The organism is Kastovskya adunca, from assembly GCF_059505785.1.
Genome location: NZ_JCACLG010000032.1, coordinates 206,446 through 231,380 on the forward strand (window position 1 = coordinate 206,446; position 24,935 = coordinate 231,380).

23 protein-coding genes and 2 pseudogenes are annotated in these 24,935 nt (G+C 47.1%); 13 read left to right on the top strand and 12 right to left on the bottom strand.

What is annotated here, in order from left to right; translation table 11 throughout:
- Positions 1-44: 44 nt before the first annotated feature.
- A complete protein-coding gene (gene mraY, locus AC5JR3_RS12575) occupies positions 45-1,142 on the top strand; it encodes a phospho-N-acetylmuramoyl-pentapeptide-transferase (protein WP_495846431.1) in 1,098 nt (365 codons plus the stop codon).
- An 8-nt stretch (positions 1,143-1,150) separates the two neighbouring features.
- On the opposite strand, the gene AC5JR3_RS12580 is transcribed toward mraY, so the two are convergent.
- The 3 genes from AC5JR3_RS12580 to AC5JR3_RS12590 form a co-directional block, all read right to left on the bottom strand.
- A complete protein-coding gene (locus AC5JR3_RS12580) occupies positions 1,151-1,378 on the bottom strand; it encodes a hypothetical protein (RefSeq protein ID WP_495846433.1) in 228 nt (75 codons plus the stop codon).
- Entirely contained in the window at positions 1,357-1,995 is a 639-nt protein-coding gene (locus tag AC5JR3_RS12585; RefSeq protein ID WP_495846435.1) for a Uma2 family endonuclease, read from the bottom strand. Before AC5JR3_RS12585 ends, AC5JR3_RS12580 begins: the two co-directional genes overlap by 22 nt.
- Before the next feature lie 121 nt (positions 1,996-2,116).
- Positions 2,117-2,977, bottom strand: a complete 861-nt coding sequence (locus AC5JR3_RS12590) for a formate/nitrite transporter family protein (RefSeq protein ID WP_495846437.1) — start codon at positions 2,975-2,977, stop codon at positions 2,117-2,119.
- A gap of 242 nt (positions 2,978-3,219) precedes the next feature.
- On the opposite strand from AC5JR3_RS12590, the gene AC5JR3_RS12595 reads away from it, so the two are divergent.
- The 6 genes and pseudogenes from AC5JR3_RS12595 to AC5JR3_RS12620 all read left to right on the top strand — a co-directional run.
- Positions 3,220-3,792 carry a competence protein CoiA gene (locus tag AC5JR3_RS12595; RefSeq protein WP_495846439.1) on the top strand — a complete coding sequence of 191 codons (573 nt, stop codon included), beginning with the start codon at positions 3,220-3,222 and terminating at the stop codon, positions 3,790-3,792.
- Positions 3,746-4,552: a hypothetical protein gene (locus AC5JR3_RS12600; protein ID WP_495846440.1), complete on the top strand. Its 807-nt coding sequence runs from the start codon at positions 3,746-3,748 to the stop codon at positions 4,550-4,552. Before AC5JR3_RS12595 ends, AC5JR3_RS12600 begins: the two co-directional genes overlap by 47 nt.
- 384 nt (positions 4,553-4,936) lie before the next feature.
- Positions 4,937-6,505, top strand: a complete 1,569-nt coding sequence (locus AC5JR3_RS12605) for a vanadium-dependent haloperoxidase (protein ID WP_495846442.1) — start codon at positions 4,937-4,939, stop codon at positions 6,503-6,505.
- 363 nt (positions 6,506-6,868) lie between these two features.
- Entirely contained in the window at positions 6,869-7,888 is a 1,020-nt protein-coding gene (locus AC5JR3_RS12610) for a glycosyltransferase family 2 protein (protein ID WP_495846556.1), read from the top strand.
- A 50-nt stretch (positions 7,889-7,938) separates the two neighbouring features.
- Positions 7,939-8,625: a response regulator transcription factor gene (locus AC5JR3_RS12615; RefSeq protein WP_495846444.1), complete on the top strand. Its 687-nt coding sequence runs from the start codon at positions 7,939-7,941 to the stop codon at positions 8,623-8,625.
- A gap of 78 nt (positions 8,626-8,703) precedes the next feature.
- Positions 8,704-9,144 (top strand): annotated as a pseudogene (locus AC5JR3_RS12620) (catalase/peroxidase HPI); the annotation flags it as partial.
- A gap of 336 nt (positions 9,145-9,480) precedes the next feature.
- On the opposite strand, the gene AC5JR3_RS12625 reads toward AC5JR3_RS12620, so the two are convergent.
- Positions 9,481-9,969, bottom strand: coding sequence for a P-loop nucleotide/nucleoside kinase family protein (locus tag AC5JR3_RS12625; RefSeq protein ID WP_495846446.1), 489 nt, complete (start codon positions 9,967-9,969; stop codon positions 9,481-9,483).
- A gap of 557 nt (positions 9,970-10,526) precedes the next feature.
- Entirely contained in the window at positions 10,527-10,985 is a 459-nt protein-coding gene (locus AC5JR3_RS12630) for a Panacea domain-containing protein (protein WP_495846448.1), read from the bottom strand.
- A gap of 134 nt (positions 10,986-11,119) precedes the next feature.
- Between AC5JR3_RS12630 and AC5JR3_RS12635 the strand changes: the two genes are divergently transcribed.
- Entirely contained in the window at positions 11,120-11,359 is a 240-nt protein-coding gene (locus AC5JR3_RS12635) for a LysR family transcriptional regulator substrate-binding protein (RefSeq protein WP_495846450.1), read from the top strand.
- A gap of 60 nt (positions 11,360-11,419) precedes the next feature.
- Here AC5JR3_RS12635 and AC5JR3_RS12640 read toward each other — a convergent pair whose 3' ends face one another.
- Positions 11,420-12,037, bottom strand: coding sequence for a TetR/AcrR family transcriptional regulator (locus tag AC5JR3_RS12640; RefSeq protein ID WP_495846452.1), 618 nt, complete (start codon positions 12,035-12,037; stop codon positions 11,420-11,422).
- Between the two features lie 144 nt (positions 12,038-12,181).
- Here AC5JR3_RS12640 and AC5JR3_RS12645 point away from each other — a divergent pair, with 144 nt between their 5' ends.
- Both AC5JR3_RS12645 and AC5JR3_RS12650 read left to right on the top strand, forming a co-directional pair.
- Positions 12,182-13,795: an FAD-dependent oxidoreductase gene (locus tag AC5JR3_RS12645; RefSeq protein WP_495846454.1), complete on the top strand. Its 1,614-nt coding sequence runs from the start codon at positions 12,182-12,184 to the stop codon at positions 13,793-13,795.
- 273 nt (positions 13,796-14,068) lie between these two features.
- A pseudogene (locus AC5JR3_RS12650) lies at positions 14,069-14,284 on the top strand (hypothetical protein); the annotation flags it as partial.
- 172 nt (positions 14,285-14,456) lie between these two features.
- Here AC5JR3_RS12650 and AC5JR3_RS12655 read toward each other — a convergent pair.
- Positions 14,457-16,694 (bottom strand): pentapeptide repeat-containing protein, encoded by a 2,238-nt coding sequence (locus AC5JR3_RS12655; RefSeq protein ID WP_495846456.1) that lies wholly within the window; start codon positions 16,692-16,694, stop codon positions 14,457-14,459.
- Positions 16,695-16,705: 11 nt separating this feature from the next.
- The gene (locus AC5JR3_RS12660) at positions 16,706-17,302 is read right to left on the bottom strand and encodes a hypothetical protein (RefSeq protein WP_495846458.1); all 597 of its coding nucleotides are present in this window, start codon (positions 17,300-17,302) and stop codon (positions 16,706-16,708) included.
- Between the two features lie 390 nt (positions 17,303-17,692).
- On the opposite strand from AC5JR3_RS12660, the gene AC5JR3_RS12665 reads away from it, so the two are divergent.
- Together AC5JR3_RS12665 and pyrC are read left to right on the top strand one after the other, a co-directional pair.
- Positions 17,693-18,043: a hypothetical protein gene (locus tag AC5JR3_RS12665; protein WP_495846460.1), complete on the top strand. Its 351-nt coding sequence runs from the start codon at positions 17,693-17,695 to the stop codon at positions 18,041-18,043.
- Positions 17,977-19,029 carry a dihydroorotase gene (gene pyrC / locus AC5JR3_RS12670; RefSeq protein WP_495846462.1) on the top strand — a complete coding sequence of 351 codons (1,053 nt, stop codon included), beginning with the start codon at positions 17,977-17,979 and terminating at the stop codon, positions 19,027-19,029. The genes AC5JR3_RS12665 and pyrC overlap by 67 nt, the downstream gene beginning before the upstream one ends.
- A gap of 576 nt (positions 19,030-19,605) precedes the next feature.
- Here the strand turns inward: pyrC and AC5JR3_RS12675 are convergent.
- The 3 genes from AC5JR3_RS12675 to AC5JR3_RS12685 form a co-directional block, all read right to left on the bottom strand.
- On the bottom strand, positions 19,606-20,313 hold the full coding sequence (locus AC5JR3_RS12675; RefSeq protein WP_495846558.1) for a PHP domain-containing protein: 708 nt from the start codon (positions 20,311-20,313) through the stop codon (positions 19,606-19,608).
- A 153-nt stretch (positions 20,314-20,466) separates the two neighbouring features.
- On the bottom strand, positions 20,467-21,675 hold the full coding sequence (locus AC5JR3_RS12680; protein WP_495846463.1) for a HetZ-related protein: 1,209 nt from the start codon (positions 21,673-21,675) through the stop codon (positions 20,467-20,469).
- Between the two features lie 454 nt (positions 21,676-22,129).
- A complete protein-coding gene (locus tag AC5JR3_RS12685; protein WP_495846465.1) occupies positions 22,130-22,786 on the bottom strand; it encodes an L-threonylcarbamoyladenylate synthase in 657 nt (218 codons plus the stop codon).
- A gap of 127 nt (positions 22,787-22,913) precedes the next feature.
- On the opposite strand from AC5JR3_RS12685, the gene larC reads away from it, so the two are divergent.
- The gene (gene larC, locus AC5JR3_RS12690; RefSeq protein ID WP_495846560.1) at positions 22,914-24,164 is read left to right on the top strand and encodes a nickel pincer cofactor biosynthesis protein LarC; all 1,251 of its coding nucleotides are present in this window, start codon (positions 22,914-22,916) and stop codon (positions 24,162-24,164) included.
- A gap of 160 nt (positions 24,165-24,324) precedes the next feature.
- On the opposite strand, the gene AC5JR3_RS12695 is transcribed toward larC, so the two are convergent.
- Complete coding sequence (locus AC5JR3_RS12695; protein WP_495846467.1) at positions 24,325-24,894, bottom strand: DUF6658 family protein; 570 nt, start codon at positions 24,892-24,894, stop codon at positions 24,325-24,327.
- Positions 24,895-24,935 lie beyond the last annotated feature (41 nt).

Sequence of the window (24,935 nt, forward strand, 5' to 3'; positions counted from 1 at the left end):
GTACCGTGACCAATGCGGGACTTTGTGGTTGAGGAGCGTTTGTTGTGGACACAAAATCATCATTTTCTGAACGGTCGTTGAACGTTTCAGGAATAACTCTCCTGGCTCTTTTAGCCGTTGGGTTGAGCCTGTTTGCTGTAATTCTTGACTGGAGAGGCGATCGCTTTCCGGTACAGATTGCCTCACTTACCTTGCCTTTGGTAGTTAGTGCCTTAGTGACAGCCGCGTTAGGTTTTTGGGCAGTCCCTGCTTTGCAAGCTTTGAAAATGGGGCAAATTGTCCGCGAAGATGGGCCTCAAACCCATTTACGCAAAGCGGGTACTCCGACGATGGGCGGGGTATTTTTCATCCCTGTGGCAGTAATAGTTGCATTGGTGGCATCAGGCTTTGCGGCTGATGTTGTGGCGGTAGCAACTGTGACCCTTGCCTATGGGGGAATCGGCTTGTTAGATGACTGGCAAATCATCCGCTATCGCTCGAATAAAGGCATCTCCCCACGAGTGAAGTTGGGACTGCAACTTGCTGTGGGGGTGCTGTTTTGCCTGTGGCTAGTATGGACTCAGCCTGCTAGTATGACGACGATTAACCTGCCTTTGGGTATCGTTTTGCCTTTGGGGTTACTGTTTTGGCCGATCGCCGTCTTTGTGCTAGCGGCGGAGAGTAATGCCACCAATCTCACCGATGGAGTGGATGGACTGGCGGCGGGGACTTGTGCGATCGCTTTATTAGGATTGGGCGCGATCGCTGCACCTGTATCCTTAGGTTTAACAATCTTTTGTGCCTGTATGAGCGGTAGCTGTTTGGGCTTTGTCGTTCATAACCGCAACCCCGCCAAGGTATTCATGGGGGATACAGGTTCTTTAGCATTAGGAGGCGCACTAGCCGCCGTCGGGCTTCTCACTCAAAACTTGTGGGTACTGTTTATTCTCAGCCTCCTGTTTTTTGTTGAGTCCCTGTCAGTAATCGCGCAGGTTGCCTATTACAAAGCAACCAAAGATGAAAATGGTGTGGGTAAGCGTCTCTTTAAGATGTCCCCATTCCACAATCACTTAGAACTCAGCGGATGGTCGGAAACCCAAATTGTCGGCGTGTTTTATTTGGTGAATGGAATTCTGGCTGTGTTGTGCGTAATTTGGGGCTAATTACTAAATCAATTCAGTAGGGTGGGCAAGGTATTGTCCACCTTTTTTATTGCTGCTTTATATCGTCTTTTTTTGAAGGGCGATCGCACTAGCTGTTCAACTTGCCCAAATTTACACGATAGGGCTAAAAAGGCGAGGAAGGCTTTATGGGCGTTAGCGAGTCTTCGAGCGTTAGCGCAGATCGCATTTTGGTACGGTTCGCTTACCGCGATCGCTATGAGAGCGTCCTCATCCATTGCCGAAATGCTTTCAAGGTTGCGTTTCTCCCTGCGGTTTGACTTCGCTCCAAATATTGAGGAATGACCTCAGCTAGCGGCATTCCCGGAAAGGTTGGACTTTGTTCAGATTCAACATATTTTCCCTCTCGCAGGACGTTAATTTGTAGTTTGCCCCGCTCGAATCGCCAAAGTTCGGGAACGTTTAATGCCTCGTAAATGCTGGGGTGGGTGCGAGAGGTGATATCAATTTCCAGCACTAAGTCGGGGGGAGGATCGACTCTCAAGTCAATTCGCTTCTTCCCCCGAATTGCCACCTCATTCTGGATGTAAAAGCACTGATCAGGCTCAATCCCCTTTGCCATCGCTTGATTTTGGAATGTTGTCGAGCCAAGGCTTCTAAATTCTATGTCGAGTTCTTCCAGCAACGCCTTCACCAAGTCCCCAACAATTTCCTTGTTGCCCTCATGTTCTGGCAGTGGCGTCATAATCTCTAGCGTTCCATTATCGTAGGCAATTCTTGCAGCACGATGTTCCCCCAATTCCTCTAGAATGACTTCCAATTCTTGCCAGGTAACATTGTGCAACAATACCCGTTGCCCTGGTGGAACACTCAATTGCCTCAGTTCTAACAACATTCTCTAGCTCTCAGCTTTCCAAGCTTTGTAGTAGGGTAACGATATTGCTAATGCTCAAATTCAAAAAAAGCTCTCTGGGTATTATCCATCTGGCGACGGCGCTGCTGAACAATCCAGCGTTTCATTTTGTCTGTGGGGCAACTTGTCCATAGTTAAGCACAGCAACCAGTGTGACTCCACCAAAGATATTGCCCAGTAGTGCAGGCACCATGAACCCGCCGAAATACGCTCCCCAAGAGGTCGTTCCGGTTGTGACGAGATAGAGGACTTCAACCGAGCCAGCAATGCTATGCGCTAACCCACCCAGCCCCACTAGATAGGTGAGGATGATGATAATCCATAGCCGGGAAGATTCCGCTGCGGGGAGCAGCCATACCATCAAGGCAATCAACCACCCAGCAAAAATCCCTCGCTCTAGGATTGTCCAGAAGCCACCAGCCATCGCTGCATGACCTATCTGGGTGAACGCGTGCCGGACTCCAGGTGTAAAGGTTTCGGTATGTCCTAAAAGCCAGACGAACAGGTACGTCCCAACCAGATTGCTCAAGAGTACTACAATCCATAGCCGCAAGACTCGTTTTAGGTTCCTCAGATTAAAGCGATTCAGTAAAGGCAAAACTGCTGTAAGTGTCTTTTCTGTGAACAACTGCTGGCGACCCATCACCACAATCAAAAAACCGATACTATATCCAAGATTTGAGATCAATGGACGCCAGGGTTGATCCGGTAGGCTTGCATGAATTAAGCCCTCTGCAACGAGTGAAAAGCCCATCGAGAGTCCAGCAGCTAACCCAGACCAAGCTAGCTCGGAAAGCGAACTGCGTAATTGACTCTCACCTTCTATCCGAATTGCTTCGTGAATGATGACAGCTTTAGGGCGACCTAGTCGCTTGATCTCCCTTTTTTCGCGATCGCTCAAATCCAGTTCTTCTTGGGGACGAAGCTTGGTTGCTTCATCGTCTCTCTCCGGATCTCGGTTCATAAATAAAATCCCGTACCACAGTCATCAGTTTGCTTTTCACGTCACCCTTACCTTAGACGACACCGCAACAAAGGTGAGGAAGAGTGAGTGCGATCGCACTCCGCACACCAACAAACGCGATCGCAAAACGGTAAATTTTCTAATTGTTAGAACAGTTAACGTCTGGAAGTTGTTGCTATTTTTGTCTATAGAATTAAGTAAAGCAATTCAGAAGACTAGGCAGTAGCAACTATAGAGCCAAAATGCCATTCATCGCACTTAAAAAGAGTACAGGCGAAAGGGTAGACATTACAAAATTAAAAAGTCCACGAGAAGAATTAGTAAAAGGAGACCTTATCTGCCAGCTCTGTGGTGTTCCCATGATTATTAAGTCAGGTGTGGTTAGGCGTCCTCACTTTGCCCATCAACCCAGCATCCCATGCACAACTAATTATGGATATCATCCTGAGAGTGATGAACACAGAGCTGGTAAAGAACTTATTGCTAAAACTCTTATAAAAGAATTAGCAGGATATAGCACAGCCGGAATTGAGTATGAGTGGCGTTGCGAAGAAACCAAACGAGTTGCCGATGTTGCCATACTGTTCCCTAATGGTTGGGTAGTAGTGCATGAGTGTCAACTCTCTTCAATCACAGTTGAAGAACTTCAGAAACGAACGGAGGATTACCTAAATGCAGGAATTGATGTGGTCTGGTGGCTTGGCAAAAACGCTGATACAGATACCAACCGTCAGTGGTGTCTCAGTACCTTCGGTGAGTGCAATACCATTGATTTCAAAGCATTATCAACCTACTTTAAAACTGATCGCCTCTAATCCGAACTCAGTCTCAAACACTTATCAACCCTTTTTAAAACCTAGTGAGGTCGAGCAGATAGATTGGATAGCATTTCGGCTCATAGACGATATTGATTGGCGCTGGCATCAACAGGATAACATCAGGTTTTGTGGAAAAGATTGTCACTTTAAAGAAGGCGAGCGAGTTGACTATAAGTATAAGAATGAAATGAGACTTCTACTCACAGAAGTGAAAAACGATAAAGAATGGAAGCAACGTAGGCAAGAACCTAATGCAAGAATTGAATCTAGATATGCCTTTCGTTGCTCATATAATTACAACAATAAATTGCAACATTCATATCACCTAATTGAGCAGAGCGAATTTGAAAATAATGACCTCAATCAGCTTATTTCACATTACTGCTATCGCTGGCAAGATTCTGTTAAAAAATTCGAGCTAGGCATCCAGGTTTTACCTGAAAAAGACTATGAGGAAAAATTTTTAAACAGCTATACAGTAGGATTAATGGTAAAACGTTGTTTCTCAATATGGTCTCCCATAGGCAGAAAAGGAATTAGCCGGGGGTTGGCATTAACGGAGATGGGACAAAATTATCTAGACGCACAGCTTGCAGAGCTTGAAGCTCAAAGAGTTATCAAGAAAGCAGATGGGAAGGGTTGGGAAGTAGTTGAAAAACAAGGTCTAATACCTCAACCGGGTCAACCGTTGCCTCAGAAGGGCGTTGAAGCTGCCAAAAAGAGAGCACATCAATGGCAAGGTACACCATTGCCATGAACAAACTTATGCTTGGGCTTTTTTTTAAGTGCGATCGCACTCCATAGCGGTCTAACTCAGTTGCCGCGATCACTAAACAGAATTGTCACCTGATGCAGCGCTTCTGGACTGAACGACCAACAAGGCGATCGCAACACGTAATCTTTAATCCTTTCCGGCGATCGCAAAAACTCCGAAAGTACCCTTAGGGGTACTGCGGGGACTGAATGAGTTTTTCCAAAATGAACGTAACAGCCAGAGTAAAGTCATTGTCATCTGCTGCCGCTAACCTTGGTCGTCGGGCATTCACGCCAAAGAGACTTCTACCCTGTTGGACGCGTCAGTATATTGCTCGCGACCTGATTTTGGTTTGCCTCATTAAATTTTGGGAGAATACTTACCCCTATGGCAGATTCAATTCTCGCTTGGAACGAAGTAGCACTCGAAGCTAACCGCGAAAGCCACACTAAAGTAGATAAGAGGGAACAAAACGGGCCGACGTTAAGTTCGCGAGCGCTAGCCATTGTTCATTTGGCAATGTATGACGCTTACGCTGGTGTGCGAGGTAATCCACCAGAATTGCCACCTTACTTGCCCGGACTACCGACTGCCCCAAAGGGTGCGTCGCCACAAGCGGCAGTTGCGGCGGCAGCCTACGAAACGTTGAAAAGTTTATTTTCCTGCCAAAAGGCTTTTTTTGATTCCAAGCTGGCAGAACTTGGCGACCCCTCTAACTCAGGACATGGCTTTGGAGTGCAAGTAGCTCAAGCAATTCTTGCCGATCGAGCCAGCGATCCCAAAGCAAACTCCGATGGCTACAAGCCTTCGCCTGAGCGTTTCCGCCATCGTCCCGACCCCAATAACCCCGATCAATGTTTTGACGCACCGTTCTACGGAGCAAAGTCAAAGGGATTTGCGATTACAGCGCGCCATGAACTTGATGCCCCCCCGCGCGGTGATGGTGAATATTTGAAGGCATTGAGGCAGGTACGCGCGAAAGGAATTATGCCCGAATTGATCGGCTCACTGCCCAAAAAGTTCGAGAAGGAACAACGACTCCCAGAAGAAACGTTGATTGGTATTTTCTGGGGTTATGACGGAGCCATCCGGTTAGGAACACCGCCACGCTTGTACAACCAGATTGTTCGGCGTGTGGCGATCGCTAAAGGCAATACGGAAGACCAAAACGCCCGTCTATTTGCCTTGGTGAACGTAGCGATGGGGGATGCCGGAATTTTGGCTTGGGATCAGAAATACATCCACGATCTGTGGCGTCCCGTAGTTGGGATTCGCGAACACGATGAATCCTTTGGCCCAGCAGCAACCAAAGCTAACAACGATATTTCAGATGATGGCGATCCGTTTTGGTTGCCGTTAGGCGCGCCAAAATCAAACATTCTCAATAGAAAGTTTTTCTCAAACGCCCCGATAAATCCACCGACGAATCGGTCGTTGTCTCAGACTGATGAGGAATCAATATTGGCAATGGATAAAGATCCAAGGCGAAGATGTGCAGAATGTCTAACCTTGAACAAGAATTTCACGCCCAATTTCCCGGCATATCCATCAGGACACGCTACTTTTGGGGCTGCGGCTCTGCATATCACGCGGCTTTTCTATGGCGTAAAGGTTGGAAACAGAAAACCTGACAACTTATTTGACGGACTCGATCTGATTTCCGATGAACTCAACAGCGGCAACGCAGAGCTTGAATGCGGCACTCAGGATAATGAAGGTACCGTGCGACCAACTCATCGCCGTAAGTTTGCTGGGGGTTTATGGCAGATGATTATAGAGAATGGACTAAGCCGAGTTTACCTTGGTGTCCATTGGGTTTTTGATGCCTTTAAAGTCAAAAACAATGACGAACCCGACTTTTCTCAACACATCGGAGGCGTTCCGCTCGGTTTGAAGATTGCGGAAGACATCTTCTGTAGTGGGATGAAAAAGTCAACGGTAGGTTCGCGAATATAATTCAGTAGCGTTACTGATTTTGGTTTAGACGTGAGAGTTTTGTCACGTCTAAACCTTGTGACATCCTCCCGACGCTTCCATTTATCCCAACGCTGACCTTTCAGATACAGCGCGGGACTTATAGCTCCCCGAACCCCTCACAAGTTAAACAGGGAAGAGATACTCAAGAGAAAATTGCGTAGCAGCAAAGAAGTAGCCTAATTAAGAGTTTTCATCCTGTCATCGGTTAGGTTCACCGATTAAGATTGTCATGAGTTACGCAGTTGACGCTCGAATGCCCTCGTTTTCTGTAGGGGATTGGCAATGCCAACTCGTAGGCGACGCCTTCAGCGCGTCAATCCTAATTGTGAAAAAAAGAACGCTATGGTCATTCCTCCTACTGATAGCAGCGCTTCCCAAGCTTTTTTGCCTAACGTTTCTGTAGTCATTCCGATTTATAACGGCGAGGCTGATTTACCGGATTTGATTAGCTGCTTGCGGACGCAAACCTATCCGGTAGAGAAGGTGGAGTATTTATTGGTGGATAATGCCAGTCGCGATCGCACCGCATCAATTATCCAAACCGCTGCTAAGGAAGCGTCTTTTGAGGGAATTACAATCCGTTACCTGGCAGAAACGGAAATCCAAAGCTCCTATGCTGCCCGTAATACAGGCATTCGGGCAGCAAAAAGCGAGTTTATCGCCTTTACAGATGCCGATTGTCGTCCTCAGCCTCAATGGTTAGAAAAGCTCATGCAGCCGTTTGCTAACGCCACCATTGGCATAGTTGTTGGTGAAATTGCTGCCTTTCCCGGTAAAACCTTACTAGAACGACACGCCGACAAAAATGATGTCTTGTCTCAGCGACATACCCTGAGCCATCCCTTTTATCCTTACGGTCAGACGGCAAACCTGGCAATTCGGCGGCAAATCTTCGCAACGGTGGGGCTATTTCGCCCCTATCTGACAACGGGAGGCGATGCGGATATGTGTTGGCGCATTCAGCAGCAGAGTAACTGCCAGTTACAGTTTTCCCCAGATGCGATCGTCCGTCATCGCCACCGCTCAACCCTGGAAGATTATAAAAGTCAGTGGCAGCGTTACGGTCGTTCAAATCGCTACTTGCACGAACTGCACGGTGTTGAGTTGATGCGGGAGATGAAACCACCAGAATATATGCGTCGCTTGACGCGGTGGTTGGTGAAGGAAGTACCGATTCATAGTGTAAGAGCGATCGCGCGGCGAACTTCTCCCATCGAGATTGTCAGTACACCGATTGGCTTATTTGGTGCCTGGGCGCGGACAAATGGGCAACGGGAAGCGAGACTACCGGAGAAGGCGAAGGCAATTGAATGGCTAGAAAATTCCTCCAGCATCAGCTCAGACGGGTATCCTGAAAAATAGGGGCGTTTTTTGTCCCTATCGTTAAATGAAACAGCCGCAAAGGAAGATCGATGTCAGCACAACTATTACTAGTAGACGACGAACCAGGAGTACGTGAAGCCGTTAAGGACTATTTAGAAGAAAGTGGTTTTAGCGTCCAGGTTGCTAGTAATGCTGTGGATGCCTGGAGTTTGTTGCAGCAAAACCACCCTGACTTAATTATTTCCGACATCATGATGCCACAGGTAAGTGGCTATCAGTTCCTTGAGCAGCTACGCAACGACCCCCGCTTTAAAGCCCTACCTGTTGTGTTTCTCACCGCTAGGGGAATGACCTCCGATCGCATCCGGGGTTATCAAGCAGGAGTCGATGCCTACTTGCCAAAGCCCTTTGACCCCGATGAGTTGGTAGCAATGATCGAAAACTTGCTACAACGTCGCGCCACTACTCCTGAAACGTCGAATGGCAATGTTGAACTCGAAAAAATTGCCCAGCAGATTGCAGAAATCAGAGGCATGTTAGACCAACGGGGAGCGATCGCGCAGACGCCGCCACCCATTCGCATTGATCTGACTCCCCGCGAACAAAGTGTCTTAGATTTGGTTGCCCAAGGGCTGATGAATAAAGAAATTGCCCGCCGCTTAGAAACCAGCGTCCGCAATGTTGAGAAGTACGTCAGCCGTTTATTTAGTAAAACCGGAACCAATAGCCGCACCGAGTTAGTTCGCTATGCCCTAGAACACGGTTTGGCAAAGTAAGCCGCCGACTACTTTGAAAGTTCTGAGTAGATGTAGGGTGGGCACGGCTTACCCAGTGCGATGCGTGCTGTTGATGATAAAGAGCTGCTGGTCGATCGGTCGCAGTTGCTGTCCCTGTCAGCCCCTCAGATGACGGCTCTTGTGGGCGGCTTGCGCGTCCTGGGTGCAAACTTTGGCGGGTCTAAGCACGGTGTCTTCACCCATTGCCCAGAGACGTTGACCAATAACTTCTTCGTGAACCTGCTCGACTTGGGGACAACGTGGAAGGCGACCTCTGAAGATGAATATGAGTTTGAGGGGAGCGATCGCAAAACGGGTGAACCCAAGTGGACTACTACCCGTGTTGACCTCATTTTCGGCTCAAACTCTCAGCTCCGTGCCCTCGCAGAAGTTTACGGATGTGTGGACTCCGAGCAGAAGTTTGTCAATGACTTTGTGGCGGCGTAGGACAAGGTGATGAACTGCGATCGCTATGACCTTCGCTCAGTCCAAGCGACCAGCTCTGTGAGGGGTTTCTAGGCGTAACGTCAGCTACGCTAACCTGCGGCAATCTTGAACGCGGGTATAGCGCGTAGCGCTATAAGCTGCAATTGGGTTCTTGTTAGTGCCCAATTGTGCGAGCTTTGGCATAACCTAAAACACCCACCAGAGCACCCAGAAAATCAAACATACAACAACTGCCCACAGCGTTGCGTGGAGTTGCAATGTAGAGTAGGTCTAACCTTTTGAGGTACGCCGCTATTCGCTCCAGATCCTAACGTTCCGATTCACCCGCTGCTGGAAGCCCAAAGCGAGGCACGAGCGCAGGGCTGTAGGTGGTCGGGTGCAGCGCCTTGTTGTGCCGTTGTTAGTGCATCAGGACTTCACTTCTACAATCTCGAACCCCTCTTCTTCGGTTGGAGGCTCGAACTGAGCTATGAAAGAATAGAGCATCTCTTCGGTGATATGAAATACATCATCATCATCAGGCAAAAGTTCATTCCTCGCCTCAAGCCGACGCTGTAGAACCTCGTCAGAAACTTGAATGTAATACAAGACCGGATGTGCTCCTGTTTCTGTGATGCGAGTTTTATAATTCCTTCTTCTTTCCCTCTTCCAAAAGCCGAAATCTAAGATGACAGAACCCCCTAACTGAGTCAGACGGTTAGCAGTTTTCCATATCATATGTTCGCACCGCTCAAAACGCTCGTCAAACTCTTCGCGTGACATCGTTTCACCGTAAAAATTCAGCATCCATTCATCTATAGAAAATCGCACAGCATTATTTTCATATTCGAGTTTTCCTGAGAGTGTCGTTTTGCCAGACCCCGGCAGGCCACACATCAGATACACAACTGGTTTCATACCTATAGTTTACTAACACCTTCTGCCAAGCTGCGGCGCGACGGCACAACGTTCCCAATCACCCGCCGCCAGTAACCTCAAACTCCAACCAATAACCTCTCGACGGTCGGTGTGCATTGGGGTTGTTATGCGGCGCTCTCTACTAACCTTTTGCGGAATAAAGCAAATGGTTGGGATCTAACCAAACAATGTAGAAGACTTCATCAATAAGAAATCCATGAACTCTGCCATGCTCATTTGAAGAGAGAGAAAACTGGTAGGGGGTGTCTACTAACTGCTCCTCATTCGGCAATCCAAAGCCATTTTCACTTGTGTCCTCCCATCTAATTGGATGACATCTAAGAGTGCTACTGCGGTTCACTAGTAGTTCTTGATTAGATAAACCTGACAGAGCCTTTAGACGGTCAATTAGGGTTAACCAATATGTAGCTGCCTTCTCATTACAAGAGAACTTATTATGACCATCCTGATAGTACTTAAACGAAAAGCTGATGCCTTGTGGCTTCAGCTTTGTTGATTTAATCCCAGATGTACTAGTCTTTGGGACTTTAGTCTTTTTAATCTTCTTCGACACGTGCTCCGTAAAACTCCTTCATCCACTTTTTCTTGATAACTTCATTAGAGGGTTCGTCCGGGGCTAGATCTCCTCTAGCGCAGTTCCAAGGATCTTCAGCATGAGTCATCTGCTCTAGCTCATAGGCATCGCAAGCAAAATATTCTTCCGCAACTTCATCAAGAAATTGAAAAACGTCGTTAGGAAGCTCAGGAGCAACATCTTCAGAGATTGGCTGCCATCCAAAAGATTTATATTTCTGATACAGAGATGGAATTACTGGTCCATGCACCCATGCCTCAAAATCTTCTTCAAAGAGAGGATTGTTGTGGAGTGCAATATGCCAAGCCTGAGCGTAGTAAACAAGCTTTTGAAGCTTCAAGTTACTAATGAAGGAGCCAGTTTCATTCGCTATCCAAATAAAATAGTTTGCTATGTCAAAGCAGGACAGCACTAAGCTCACCCCCTTACTTACAACGTCTTAGGAAGATCTGTATACATACATACACAGCTTATACAGTTCTTGCAGTAAAAGCTATGGGAGATCCCCCTACCTCATAGTCTATTTGTACTATTATAAGCTTTTGATTAAGCCATTTGCCTGCCATATTGGTGCAGTTTTGTCATGATCATCCTAAAGTGAGGCTGACGTTAGAAGTTGGTGTTACTCAATTGATTAGTCAGCGCGTAGCTTCTGGATCGCTTGATTTAGCGATTTGCTCACCGCCAAGCGCAAATTTAGACTTAACCTTTGAGTTACTATTTTACGATCCGATCGCACTACTAATTCCAAACACCCATCAACTCGCTATACAGGACATTAAAACGCGTTGTTGACATCGCTCAAACGACCGAGAAATTGGCAATCGCTCCACGTCCAAAGCTTTCCATCTCACCTCATCGACCAAAAGCTTTCAGGAAAGTCTCGACTGCACCGCTCGCGATCCGTTCAATTTCAGAGGGGCTGACCTGACTTTTGACACTAAGTAAGCATTTATAGAAGAGATCCGCTTTGCATAGTTCGATAAACTGATGGGCAGCCAGTTCTGGGTTGTCTATCACCAGTTCGCCCCGCGCCACGGCTTCATTGAAAAATTGTATCAATCGATGCGTCCCCAATTCTGGACCCGACCGATAGAAGGTGTGACCGAGAGCAGGAAACCGTTGGGCTTCTGCGATCGCAATCCGAAACATACTCTGAGCAAAGGGCGACACCAGAAAAGTCACATAGTTCAGTGCAATCTGATACAACACAGTTGCAATCGCTTCTCCATTGCGCTCGATCTGAAAAATGCGTTGTGCCTGCTCGTGACATTCCCCCTCAACCACTGCCGTAAATAACGCCCGCTTATCAGGGAAGTAGTTGTAGAGTGTCCCTTTCGAGACTTTGGCTCGACGGGCAATCGCTTCTACGCTGGTTCCTTCATACCCAAGCTCTAGAAATACCTGCTTCGCGCCGTTGAGAATCTGATGCACCTTGGGGGTTTGAGTTGCGAATGGCTGTAGACTTTCCATCTTTAGACGAATTTTGCACTAAACGGTTTGGTCATTATTGACAAAATTCTAGCCGACTTCTAGGATAAAGGCATCTGACCGAACCGTTCAGTCAGATTTTTTTTAGATTAACACCTCATCGTTTTAGATTTTAGGAGGTCTGTCATGAGCCAAACTGATGTACTGATTGTCGGAGCAGGTCCAACGGGTTTAACCACCGCGATCGAACTTGCACGCCGCAATATTAACGTCCGGATTATTGATCGCCGCAGCACGCCTTCAACCCAAAGTAAAGCGCTCGTCGTCCATGCTCGTACGCTTGAACTCTTAGATTTATTGGGTGTTGCGGATGAGCTCGTCAGGCGCGGCTACACCTCTCCTGGCATTGATTTTAGTGCCAAGGCTCGATCGCCCCTGCGAGCCAATATGCACCGCCTCGATACGCGATTTCCATTTATTTTGATTCTGCCGCAAGCCGAAACAGAGGCAGCGCTAGAAGCTCGTCTGAATCAATTTGGAGTGACGGTAGAACGGCAGCGATCGCTCTCTCACTTCGTCGAAACTGAAACTGGAATACGTGGCACGATTGAAGCAGAGGATGGCAAGACGATTGAAATTGAAGCACGGTACATTGTGGGCGCTGATGGGGCGCATAGCACCGTGCGGAAAACTTTGGGTTTGCCGTTTGCAGGATCGCCCTATGAGTGGACTGCATTTCTCGGCGATGTGTTCATGCAAGGACACCATGCCGAAGGTGGCACTGAGCAGCATTCTAACGATCGTGGACTTGCTTTTATTGTGCCGTTTGCCGACGGCTCGCACCGGATTGTTACGATCGATCGCCACTATCAGAGGGAACCGAAACGGCAAGATTTGACACTAGAGCAGCTTCAGGAGTCGATTAGTGCCATCCTGGAAAAACCGATCCAGCTTAGCAATCCAAGATGGCTGACGCGCTGGGGAGCAGACCTGCGGCTCGTGTCTCAGTATTGTGTAGGTCGTGCCTTTCTCGCTGGAGATGCTGCCCATACCCATAGTCCAGCGGGAGGACAGGGAATGAACACAGGCATTCAAGATGCCTTTAATCTGGGCTGGAAGCTAGCGTTTGTAATCAAGGGAATTGCACCGGAGCCACTGCTAGAGACTTACCACGCCGAGCGTCATACGGTCGGTCAGCGTGTCCTGCGGGTGAGTGATTTGTTGCTTCGCAGCCTATTGCTTCGGCAACGTCAATTGCGTCAGATCCGCGAAGCGCTGTTTCGATTCCTGATCCCGATCGCGCCTGTGCAGAAACAGCTAGCGGGTAATCTTTCAGGAATTGGTATTCGCTACAACACCGGAGACGGTCAAACTCGGGGAATGCGTTTACCCGATCTTGAACTGCGGGATGCAGATCACAATCCTGTTCGGCTATACGATCTGTTGCGGTTTCCGGGATACACCCTGTTGCTGTTTATTAATCCTGACGAAGCAATATCTGTACACCAACAGATCGATCGAATTCTGTGCCAAAGCGATGAAATGTTGCAACCATGTATTGTTCTCAACAGTGGTCTACCAGAACGGCATCGTTTCGGTGTAAATACTTTAGTGGACTACCGGGGTGAATTTGAAACCAAACTTGGCGCAGCAACAGGTCGTATTCTTTTGGTGCGTCCTGATGCCTACGTTGCTTTCGATCTTGCCACACTCAAACCTGATCCTTTCATTGAGCGGCTCAGCGATTGGAAAGTACTGACGAAAAGTTTAGCTAGTGCAGCAGAATTGGCACTCTCCTAATGCTTACAACCAACTAACTGAAGCACTCGAACGACCAAGATAAGCGGCAGAAAACAACTTCGGCAACCCCACAAAAACCTCTCGTCAGCCCGCTTCATCGACTTGTTAGGGTGCGATCGCGCCCTGTAGATAGAACCCATTGCAACAGACCGAAACGGCGAGTACATCAGCGTCATGAGCCGCAAGGTCGGAAGGGCTGAAAGTTAGGGGTGATGACGGGTGCGATGGTCAAAGACTGATCCTTGAGGTCATCGCGCCCGCTCTTTATGGTGCGATCGCAAAACGGGTGAACCCAAGTGGACTGCTACCCGTGTTGACCTCATCTTCGGCTCAAACTCTCAGCTCCAAGCCCTCGCGGAAGTCTACGGATGTGTGGACTCGCAACAGAAGTTTGTGAATGATTTTGTGGCGGCGTGGGACAAGGTGATGAACCTTGATCGCTATGACCTTCGCTCAGTCTTAGCGACAAGCTCTGCAAGGAGTTTCTAAGCGTAACTTCAACTGATCATCAGCGAGCGAGGTTACGCTAACCTGCGGCAATCTTGAACGTATGTAGAACCAGAGGCAACAATGAGAGCGGCGGCGAATAATCTTGGATTTATGCAGATTATCTCCATTCCGCCGCTGCAACGATTTGTTATCCTGCCGTCGCAGTTGTATCTCAGGTAGGAATACCTAATGCTTTAAGAATCAGCGGCAAGAGCTTACTACAGGCTTCTACAATCTTGGCGGTATCGGGCAGGCTTTTCAGCGTTGCATCAAACATTTTCATTGCTTTCCGCACAATCCCTTCCCGCTTTGTCGGTTCCTCAGTCTGTTTAGCTTCAGCAAGGGATTGTACCTGTTCAAGCAGGTCGGATTTATCTGGATCGGATAGATTAGTATCGGTTTCAATTGCCGCTTGTAGTTGGGTTAGCAGAACTTTAAGACTTGCTTGCCCTGTTTCAGAGGAATCAGGCAATTGGTTGATGGCATTAGTCACATGACCGCTGATTATGCCCAAGTTAAGAATACCGTCGCCACTACTCACTCCACTGATATTGGCGTTATCACCTGCACTGACATTAATTCCTCTATTTTCCGGCATAAAATCTCCTTGAACAGTTTCAACATTGAAAGTTGGCTGATGAAGGGCAGTTTGAATCATCTGCTCCAATCTGTGAATGTGATCGTCCTTTTCCGCCAGCCGCAAAACTTGTGCCTCAGATAACGCCTTGAGTTGATTATAATCCGCAAAGTATTCTGAACTGAGTTCTGATTTATCGGCGGCTGCTGCTGTCCGCACTTTTAGATTAAGGCTGTTTTGTCCTCGTTTCTCCATTGCTACAATCTCTAGATTGGCTTCTGGATGATTCTGAGACAGTTCTTTGAAGGCTATCGAAATAGCACGAGGGTCAACCTTCTGACTGTGATACAAATCCAACGTATCAAAGTAAGGTTGAATAAAATCCGCAAACCCCCCTTCTGCAAACGTTTCTTCCAAATAATCCGGCTTTCGCAATGGATGCGGATTTTCCTCCGTTGGCACTCGCATATAGACGTAATCACACTGAACGTTTTCCAGTATAGTCGCACTAGTAATGCCCCAATCTTCGATGTAGGCCCCCGTGAGAACAGCCCCAGTCAAATCGGCTTCGTCCAATTGCGTCTGTTTCAGAATCGCTCTCGATAAATCTGCTCCTCGTAAATTTGACTGGTTCAAACTTGCTCCGACAAAACTAGCACCTTGCAAACGTGCATCCTGTAAATTGACTCCAGCCAAATCCAAGCCATCAAAATTCTTTCCCTGCCCATCACAACTCACAACCAAATTCTGAACCTTAGGATCTGCAAAAATGGAGTTTCTAGTCTTGGTGAATCCTAAACCTCTAACGTTTTTGCAGTAAATTCCTGTAAGCCTAGTATTTTTATTTCCGCTTTTATCAAAGTTCGTACTTTCAAGAATAGATTCATAAAAATCCACTTTGGTTAAGTCTGCCCCCCGAAAATCTGTCCCAAATAAACAGGCAATAAGAGTACCAGCACCCCTTGTAGATGCCCAAGTTGATTTATATCCTACAGCTCCTTTACAGGAAAGCAAACCAATCAAGACAGATGGAGCTACGAGTATTAACCCTGGTATCAGAATGTGCTTTCCTGAAATAATTAAAAGCCCAGTTCCTGCACCTATAAATCCAAATATGATCGACATCTGATAAGGTATGGTTTTAGATGCAAGATAGGAAAAAACTCCAATAATAGAAAGACCCGTCGCTATAGCTTGTCCTATAGCAATCAAGACAAAAATGCTCAAAACATATTTAAAATTTTGATCAAAATTAAAAGATTGATAAAAAATATTGCTAACATATGGCATATGGTATTTAAGATTTTCTGAAACCAAGAATATCATGAAACCAAAAACGCCAAGAGCAAGCCCTAGGGTTGCTGTCAGAATGGCGAAAAAATTTGCCCATGTTGCTTTGAACTCAAAAATTTCACTTTCAGAGAATCTTTGGCTAATCCCTGTGATTGTCATCAGTGATAAAGTGATAATCAGCCATATAGAAACAAATTTAGCTGGTTTAGATATAGAGTGAATAAAGATAAGCTCAGGCTCTAAAAGACTAAGTAATAAAAAGCCAGAAATTGAAGCTGCTGCACAGGCCACAAAAGCAATTAGGCAGGATAAGGCTGCTAAAAAAAAACCGACTCTTAGAGGTATTCCAGCTTCAACTTTACATAATTTTGCCTCTTTTAAAATGGCTCTTGATAAATTTGTACCTCTAATATCAGAACTACTCAAGTTCACGCCTGAAAGATCTGCATTACTTAGGTTCACATTTATTAAATCAATTTCTCTGAAATCTCTGCGTCCTGTCCCATATTGCTTCAGCAAGAGTTGAGCACTGTACTTCACTTTACTCGATCTCATGGCGCACCCGAACTCATATTGAGAGAATGCATGCTGTTAATCTTTTCTAAATCTGATAGTTGTGCCAAAAGCTTCAAAGCATTATTGGAATTCAAAGATTCATATCCGGGAAGCTTTAAAGAATAACATAAGGCATCTATATAATGCTGAAATCCAATTGATACAATGGCTATGTCCCACTGAGTGTCTTGGAAGTAGTAAACTTTTACTGCATAAGAAGTTCCGTTTAATTCTAATTCCCAAGCTTGTTCATGGCTAATAGTAAAAGCTTTTTGCATTCTTTGAGTGAGCTGCTTGGCTTGGTGCTCACTAATTCTAGAGACATTAGCGCTGTAAGATTCTACGTCAACATCAATATCTTGCAGTGAAGAATTTCTAAGGGCGATTTTTATTGCAGAAGACAACTGTTCAGGTGGTGCTTCTGCATGTGAAATCTCAATTTCTTGAAAACTGATAACACCTTTTGGAGTGATATCAAAAATCGTTAATTTATTTGACAATGTACTGTGCATAGAAAATGCGGTAAAAAAGATTCCAGCTAGGCAAGAAGCAAGTAAAGTAGCTACCGCGACTTTAGTTTTTGTGTAGCGCATCAAAGAACAACAGTTTTTCAAGTGAAGAGTAAAATTTCCACAAAGAGATTTATCCTCTATTTTACTGAATGTTGTCTAAAAGTTGGCTTTTGAAAAGATGCTGACAAGCTATTGGAAAACATCACTAATAGCTACCAATAGTTAAGCTTCAGCAATAAAACTATGGTTTCTATTGGGTTTTGTTGAAAAATTTTGCTGTCTGGTAGAAGCTGAGGCAGGATAACAATTATTTAAAGGGAAATTTTCCACCTAATACACCTATAGGGAAGATTAGTTAGAAATACGTCAGCCTAATACACCTATAGTGGAGATTAGGTAGAAAAATTCAGTATAACTACCCCTCTTTCTGCTGGGCTGGATTGTTTAGGTTTTATTTACTATCCAATCAGTATGCGTCTACCTATGGAGTCTAGTCAGCCACCTCCTAAGAAATTGCTGGATCAAGTTCGCGATGCTATTCGCGTGAAACACTATTCGTATCGCACAGAAGAAACCCGGAAGCTACCTACTGTACTGACTTCTAAAGACCGACCCTTGGGGGCGATCGCGCCCGCCCTTCATAGAGCGATCGCAGAAGCCCTTCGGCGGCTGCACGCTTTAGGACATCGGCTCCTGCTCGATCACCACGCCCTGCCCATGAAGTTCATCAGTTCTATGTGTTTTATGATGGAAAGATGCAAAAGCTTACGATCGCCCAACCTGACGACTGGCATCTACATCTACGCGACGGTGCGGCACTGAAAGCGGTTCTGCCCCATACGGTGCGGCAGTTTGCCCGCGCTATCGTCATGCCGAACTTGAAGCCCCCAGTACGCACGGTCGCTGATGCTGCGGCCTATCGCGATCGCATCCTTGCAGCGATTCCAGATGGCAAACGGTTTGAACCCCTGATGACGCTCTACCTCACCGACAACACCAGCCCCGAAGAAATTATCCGGGCTAAAGAATCCCAGTTTGTCAAAGCGGTGAAGTACTACCCAGCGGGTGCAACGACCAATTCAGACTCCGGCGTGACGGACATTCGTCAGTGCGATCGCGTCTTTGAAGCGATGCAGCAGGTAGATATGCCTTTACTACTGCACGGGGAAGTGACCGATCAAGATGTTGATATGTTCGACCGCGAGAAAGCGTTTATCGAGCGACATTTGATCCCCCTCAAGCAGCGATTTCCCAATCTGCGCGTGGTGCTTGAACACGTTACCACCTCAGATGCTGTGCAGTATGTCCTGTCTGCGAACAACGTTGCTGCAACGATTACGCCACAACATTTACTGTTTAATCGCAATATCCTATTTCAAGGTGGCATTCGTCCCCATTTTTATTGCCTGCCAATTTTGAAACGTGAGGAGCATCGCCTGACTCTTTTGCAAGCAGCAACCTCTGGCAATCCTAAGTTTTTTCTTGGCACTGATAGCGCTCCCCATCCCCGCAATGGCAAAGAAAGTTCCTGTGGCTGCGCGGGTTGCTATTCGGCTCTACACGCTATGGAGTTATATGCAGAAGCTTTTGAAAGCGTTGATGCACTCGATAAACTTGAAGCTTTCGCCAGTTTCTATGGGCCAGATTTTTATCAACTTCCGCGCAATACCGAACAGATTACCTTGACCAGAACGACCTGGCGCGTTCCCGATGAAGTGCCATTTACTGAATCCGGACTTGTGCCCTTACGGGCAGGTCAGGAGATGATGTGGCAAATGCTTGACGCTAGCATGGCTGAAGCTAATTGATTTGGTTGACGAGATAGTAGCGGTAAGTTAATCGGCTTTGGACAATTACTCATCTGCGAGTCTAGTGAATCAGTAGAGGGGAAAGCCTCACGGGAGCCAAGCAACTTTATCACGCAGTGGGATTTCAACCTGTTGATACCTGGATCTCTTGGGCGAAAGAGATTTAATTTCTCGTTTACAAAAATACTTGAAGCCCCTCCCCAAACCTCCTGAAAACGGGGAGGGAGCTAGAATTTTCATCACTTTTTTATGGGTGAAAATACGGTTTTAGTGAGCAGGCGATCGCCCAACTTTGTTAACCTGAGTTGCTTTTCTTAAAGAAGTATGTCTTTTTATCAGGTTGCTCTCTAGAAATCTGATATCTTCATTACATAACATTCGAGATAAATTTATGAAAGTTTCGACTAAAAAACACCTCGGCGAATCCCTTGCTTTTGGATCTGTTTTAGTAATCATGAGCATTGGTGTTTTCGCAGTAATGATTGTAAACAGTAGTTTCTAAAGCCTTTTTCATCAATTTATATACAGAAGCCGCTCAAACCCTGAGCGGCTTTTTCATAAGAAACTCACAGATACTCACATCCGCCGCCGCAAATTTAAACCGTGAGTATCCGTACCACAGGTATTGAGTAAACCGTAAGTAGCGCTTAATTTTTTTATGAGTTTGGTTTGAGTGGCACTAGGTTCCCAGGGGTCAGTATTTTTATAGGCGTAGTAAGTTTCGACACCGTCAACGCCTAATTGAGCTGCCGCCGGAATGAGTACCTCTGCCGAGCGGCGATAGCGAGCCGGGTGAGCCAGCACAACTAAACCCCCGGCTTCATGAAGGACAGCAATTACTCTGGCTGCCTTGGCATCTTTACCTTTAACGGCGTGCCCTTGCAAATACATTTTTAAACTTGGGTGTTCTGGGTTGAAGGCGTACCCCAGGATATGAACTTCCGTTTCTAGCAGATTAGATGTAATTTCTACGCCTGTCCACAGGTGAGGTAGGGGACGGGAGGAGGATTGTTGGTCTTGCTGTTCTAACCAGCAATGAGCCGCCTGGTAACCCCTGACGCTATGGTGATCGGTAATGGCAAGTCCCTTAAGTCCAATGCCAACAGCTTGCTCGATCAATGCTTCTGGCTTGAGCTGACCATCGGAACAAGTCGTGTGCATGTGGAAGTTGTAGGAGTGGGGACAGCTATCTGCCTGTATCGTCTCCCAGACCTGCCTGAGTGCTGGCGAATTCTGTGCTGCCACAGGGGTCGAAGCAGAGGCTTGAGCAATATTGACCGCCATAACTGCCTGCTGTATATTGTGTGGGTTGACTGCCAAGATGCGACTCCCAACTATTTAGGAGTTGTTATTTTAGACGATTAATCGCACTAATAAATTGCAAATTGTTAACACTACCTTAGCAAAAGTCAGTAGTCAGTTGTTTAGGAGTACTAACTAGTTGTTCTCCTCCATTGCTGTGTTACGCGTCTTCCACGCCAGCTCTAGAAGCTGAGTCCAGCGCTTTTTCACTTGCTTTAAGGTGCAGCGGAGGGTTTGTGCTATTTCCTCATCGTTGCCAAGGGATTGTTTGAGTTGTAGTAGCTGCTGCTGCTGGGGTGAGAGTTGGGCAATAAATGCCTCCCACTGATCAGAAGACATGCCTAGCTTTTGGTCAAGGTCAGCACCTAACCATTGATGCACCAGCCTCCAGTTGGAAGAACGGGCAAATTTTTCGACATGGTACTTGAAGCGCTGTTGCAGATAGTCGCGCTGACGGGGAGTAAGACCAAGAATTTCTTCGATGTCAGTGGCACAGAGGTCTTTGAGTTTCAAGGCGAGGTAATCTGCACAGTCAGAATGTCCCTGTTCTTCGAGGTAGTGCATTAGTTCTGAGACAACGCGATCGCGTAAAACGGCTTCCGAGGGATCAGTCGTATCGGCAACCATTTGCGATCGCACTTGTTGCAATGCTGCACTGCGACTCTTAGCCAGATCCTCACTTCTGTCAAACTCCACCGCTTGCTCAATATCCAGCACCATGTCTTCTGGCTGACGACGAGCAAAGCTTTGCGCCCGCAGTACAATCAACTGCTGTGTTACGTGATTGCGTAGCGAAATGCGACGCTTGGCGTATTGCTCGGTAAACGCCATATATTCTGCCAGTTCCAACTGAGTGCGGGGAGTATAGTCGCTTGCTACGTCGTTTTCCCGCCGAAACGCCTTTAAAGACTCTGCGTAAAAATTTTGCAAAAAGTCTTCAATTAAATTACAGCGAGCCGCAAATTTTAACTGCGACTGTGCCAGGGCAATATGCCGATACACCATGACGCTCAAGTTGCTATGCAGCTCAACTCGACCTTGCTTGGAACCCAACTGATAGTACAACAGGCACTTTTGCAGGCGATGACGCCCCAGTGTTACCTGCCAAGAGCGGACTTGACCGGAGTTTTGAATCCGCATACTTTTGCAGCAAATTCGTTCTACCTCCTGTGCCATCCGATTGGCTACTGCCTCAACGCTGCGGGAGGTTGAACCCACTGCGCTCTGCAATTCCTCCAGCAATAGCTGTTTGATTGTCCAGGTATCCGGGTCGCCGGATAGATCTTCCGGAGAGTGCAGATGATTATCAGAAGTGTGGTTGAGATTAGCGATTTTGACGTTCATGGTATTGCCCCTATCAATTACAGTCGCGAGATGCAGTGACACCAGCGAAGAATTTGCTTGCCTACAGCGTCCGAAGCCGCTTGAACCTTCGCTAAGTTGTCTATAGTTCGACTGTAGAGGGCTATCCTCATCCGTCGGGACAGTGTTGTGTCACTACGTTCAAATAACTGAGTTACGATCTCCGCATCGGCAGTTGACCATGACTGACGGTCAAGTCCTGTCAGTCATTGCTAGAGCCGGGTTGGGATACTTGTTCCCTCCTCCTGAGTTACCCTAGCCAACTGTTGGTTTTAGTGGACAATCTCAAAACTGGGTTGATAGTTTATCCCCAGTCCGTAATGCCTCACGAGTCGTCTGTAGTTTAGAGATTGGGGCTAGCGGTGTTGTTCATCCCCATCACCTCTGGCTGCCGATCTTTAGCCTCTCCTCATCCCTCGCCCTCAGATTCCAACCCCTAGTTAGTAACGGGTGTTGCCCAAGCCGATGCTTCTTCCCACCCCTGACCTTTTCTAACTATTACAGGTTCCTCAGTCGTCATATCAATAATCGTAGAAACCTGAAAACCGGATTCCGACTCCTCATCGACAATGATGTCTACCATATTATCGAGATGGTCAAAGAGTTTTACTCGCTCTAAGCCCATGGTGGGCATTTCCCCCTCTTCATCAATTAGATAGGCAGAGGTGGAAATAATCGGATTACCCAATTCCTGCAAAAGTGCCTGACAAACCGAATGATCGGGAACGCGGATGCCGCTGGTTTTGCGCTTGGGATTCATCACGATTCGGGGGACTAACTTTGTTGCTGGAAGCACAAAGGTATAGGAACCGGGAATCAGATGCTTCATGATCCGGTAGGCTTTGTCACTAACCACCGCATACTGAGCAATGTTGGACAACGACGGACACAAAAACGTTAAGGGTTTATCATTAGCGAGTTGCTTGAGACGCCTGACTCGTTCTACTGCCGACTTGGCATTTAAATCACAACCGATGGCATAAACGGTATCAGTGGGATAAAGCATCACAGCCCCATCTTTCAGAGCGTCTACGATTTGCTTGATCAGACGCGGTTGGGGGTTATCCGGGTGAACGGTGTAAATAGTAGCCATAAAAGTTTTTGATGCAAAGAATATTCAATAGAGAATGTTGTCAAACTCAGTCAGTAGCGGTGACTTACAGGGGTTGTGAGGTGTGAAAACAGCATATCTGGATTGTCAGACAGGAATTGCCGGGGATATGTGCCTAGGGGCATTAGTCCATGCAGGCGTTCCCTTAGAGTACTTAATTGAAAAACTCCATCAGTTGGGGATTGAACAGGAATTTCAATTACGTTCAGAAGCCGTTCACCGCAACGGTCAGTTGGCGACAAAAGTGCATGTTGTGCTGAGTCAATCGCCAGGCGATCGCGCCTCGCACCACCACGACCATCATGACGCAACACGGCATTTACCGGAAATCGAGCGCTTGATCGTTGCGGCTCAACTTCCGCCCCAAGTAACTGCTCAGAGTCTCGCCATTTTCCGGCGGCTAGCAGAGGCAGAAGGGGCAGTGCATGGGATTGCACCGGAAAAAGTACATTTCCATGAAGTGGGAGCCACAGACGCCATTGTGGATATTGTAGGAACTTGCCTGGGCTTGGATTGGTTGGGGGTTGACCAACTCTACTGCTCACCCTTGCCAACGGGAGGCGGTACGGTGCGAGCCGCCCACGGTCAATTACCCGTTCCTGTACCTGCTGTGTTGAAGTTGTGGGAAAGCCGTCAGGTGCCTGTTTACAGTAATGGTATCAATCGGGAATTGGTGACGCCAACCGGAGCAGCGATCGCTGTTGCTCTGGCTACAGAGTTTGGTTCTCCCCCCGCCATGACCATTCAAACAGTAGGTTTAGGAGCAGGTTCAGCCGAATTCCCCCTTCCCAATATCCTCCGCCTGTGGCTGGGAGAGACGCGTGCTCCCATAACGAGTGAAGATTTTCAGATCAATTCTTCCCCATCAGCTCATTTAGAGACCATTTCAGTCCTAGAAACGCAGATTGATGACTTAAATCCTCAGGCGATCGGGTATGTGTTTGAAGCCCTATTTGCGGCGGGTGCGGTGGATGTCTTCACTCAGGGAATTGGGATGAAGAAGTCTCGTCCGGGGATTTTGCTGACTGTCATTTGTCATCCGGAGCAGTTATCGGCGTGTGAAGCGGTGTTATTTTGCGAGACAACCACCCTAGGGATACGTCGCCTGACTCAGCAACGCTCAATTTTGCAACGGGAAATTCAGCGAGTGCAGACACCCTATGGGGAGGTACGAGTCAAACTGGCTTGGAGCGATCGCTGTGAGCCAAAAACAATTACCAACGTCCAACCAGAGTACGAAGATTGCGCTCAGTTGGCAAGAACCAGCAACTGCTCTTGGCGAGAAGTGCATCAAGCCGCACTACAGGCTTGGTTTCTCCAAACGTCGCCCACTCCCTTAAACACAGATAAACGCAGATAATAACTATCTACGTTCATCAGGTGCAAGATATTTTAACTAACTCTTGCTATCAGCCCGGAACTCAACCAGGCTACTTAAACCATCGTTAAGAGTGGTGTAAGTTAATCAGGATTACTACCCATTGCTTGGTAGGCAGTTGATAGGAGTAATCTGTGTGAGTTTAATCAATCGCGTCACCCGCCTTATTCAAGGCTCCTTTGGTGTGGCTAGCCGCCTGTTCCGCTGCTTGCTGGGTTTTCCGGCTGGCTTCTTTCGCTCTTCCGGTTGCAGCTTCAGTTGCGTTTTGAGCTTTATCACCAAATCCTGCTGCGTCTTCTTTGGCATTCTGACCAAGGTGTTTGAGGTTCTCGCCTTTCTTATCCAAAATGCGCTTGGTATTTGTTCCTAGATCGTCAGTTTGGTCAATGACGTTTCTTTCCGCCTTGTCCACTAAGGCTCTTGACTTGGCTCCTACCTTAGAAGCGTCCATTCTGGGATCAATATCGCTGTAGTTATTCATCCCACCTTCACGCTTGTTGGTGACAGCATTTTCTGGAACTTCTTCTCTGAGGGTGCTAGCATCTCCTTTGACAGAGCTGCTATCGCCTCTGAGTAAGCCAGTATCTCCTGCTCCACGAGCATTAGCCGCACCATTACAAGCTGTACTGACAATTAGTAAGACTCCCGCTAAAAATACGGTCAGCACTTGAGCAAGGCGAATTTTTTTTAACCAGGTAAATACTTTGTTCATAAGTTTCTCTCCTTTGAGTTTCTTTGGGACAGTAAATTGCA

Excerpts from the sequence above, each read along its gene's own strand:
- AC5JR3_RS12685 (WP_495846465.1), bottom strand. The coding sequence starts at position 22,786 with ATGGCTACTATTTACACCGTTCACCCGGATAACCCCCAACCGCGTCTG.
- AC5JR3_RS12585 (WP_495846435.1), bottom strand. The coding sequence starts at position 1,995 with ATGTTGTTAGAACTGAGGCAATTGAGTGTTCCACCAGGGCAACGGGTA.
- pyrC (WP_495846462.1), top strand. The coding sequence starts at position 17,977 with ATGCAAAAGCTTACGATCGCCCAACCTGACGACTGGCATCTACATCTA.
- AC5JR3_RS12595 (WP_495846439.1), top strand. The coding sequence starts at position 3,220 with ATGCCATTCATCGCACTTAAAAAGAGTACAGGCGAAAGGGTAGACATT.
- AC5JR3_RS12580 (WP_495846433.1), bottom strand. The coding sequence starts at position 1,378 with ATGGATGAGGACGCTCTCATAGCGATCGCGGTAAGCGAACCGTACCAA.
- AC5JR3_RS12695 (WP_495846467.1), bottom strand. The coding sequence starts at position 24,894 with ATGAACAAAGTATTTACCTGGTTAAAAAAAATTCGCCTTGCTCAAGTG.
- AC5JR3_RS12645 (WP_495846454.1), top strand. The coding sequence starts at position 12,182 with ATGAGCCAAACTGATGTACTGATTGTCGGAGCAGGTCCAACGGGTTTA.
- AC5JR3_RS12615 (WP_495846444.1), top strand. The coding sequence starts at position 7,939 with ATGTCAGCACAACTATTACTAGTAGACGACGAACCAGGAGTACGTGAA.
- AC5JR3_RS12590 (WP_495846437.1), bottom strand. The coding sequence starts at position 2,977 with ATGAACCGAGATCCGGAGAGAGACGATGAAGCAACCAAGCTTCGTCCC.
- larC (WP_495846560.1), top strand. The coding sequence starts at position 22,914 with ATGTGCCTAGGGGCATTAGTCCATGCAGGCGTTCCCTTAGAGTACTTA.
- AC5JR3_RS12625 (WP_495846446.1), bottom strand. The coding sequence starts at position 9,969 with ATGAAACCAGTTGTGTATCTGATGTGTGGCCTGCCGGGGTCTGGCAAA.
- AC5JR3_RS12680 (WP_495846463.1), bottom strand. The coding sequence starts at position 21,675 with ATGAACGTCAAAATCGCTAATCTCAACCACACTTCTGATAATCATCTG.
- AC5JR3_RS12675 (WP_495846558.1), bottom strand. The coding sequence starts at position 20,313 with ATGGCGGTCAATATTGCTCAAGCCTCTGCTTCGACCCCTGTGGCAGCA.
- AC5JR3_RS12665 (WP_495846460.1), top strand. The coding sequence starts at position 17,693 with ATGCGTCTACCTATGGAGTCTAGTCAGCCACCTCCTAAGAAATTGCTG.
- AC5JR3_RS12660 (WP_495846458.1), bottom strand. The coding sequence starts at position 17,302 with ATGCGCTACACAAAAACTAAAGTCGCGGTAGCTACTTTACTTGCTTCT.
- AC5JR3_RS12605 (WP_495846442.1), top strand. The coding sequence starts at position 4,937 with ATGGCAGATTCAATTCTCGCTTGGAACGAAGTAGCACTCGAAGCTAAC.
- AC5JR3_RS12640 (WP_495846452.1), bottom strand. The coding sequence starts at position 12,037 with ATGGAAAGTCTACAGCCATTCGCAACTCAAACCCCCAAGGTGCATCAG.
- AC5JR3_RS12610 (WP_495846556.1), top strand. The coding sequence starts at position 6,869 with ATGGTCATTCCTCCTACTGATAGCAGCGCTTCCCAAGCTTTTTTGCCT.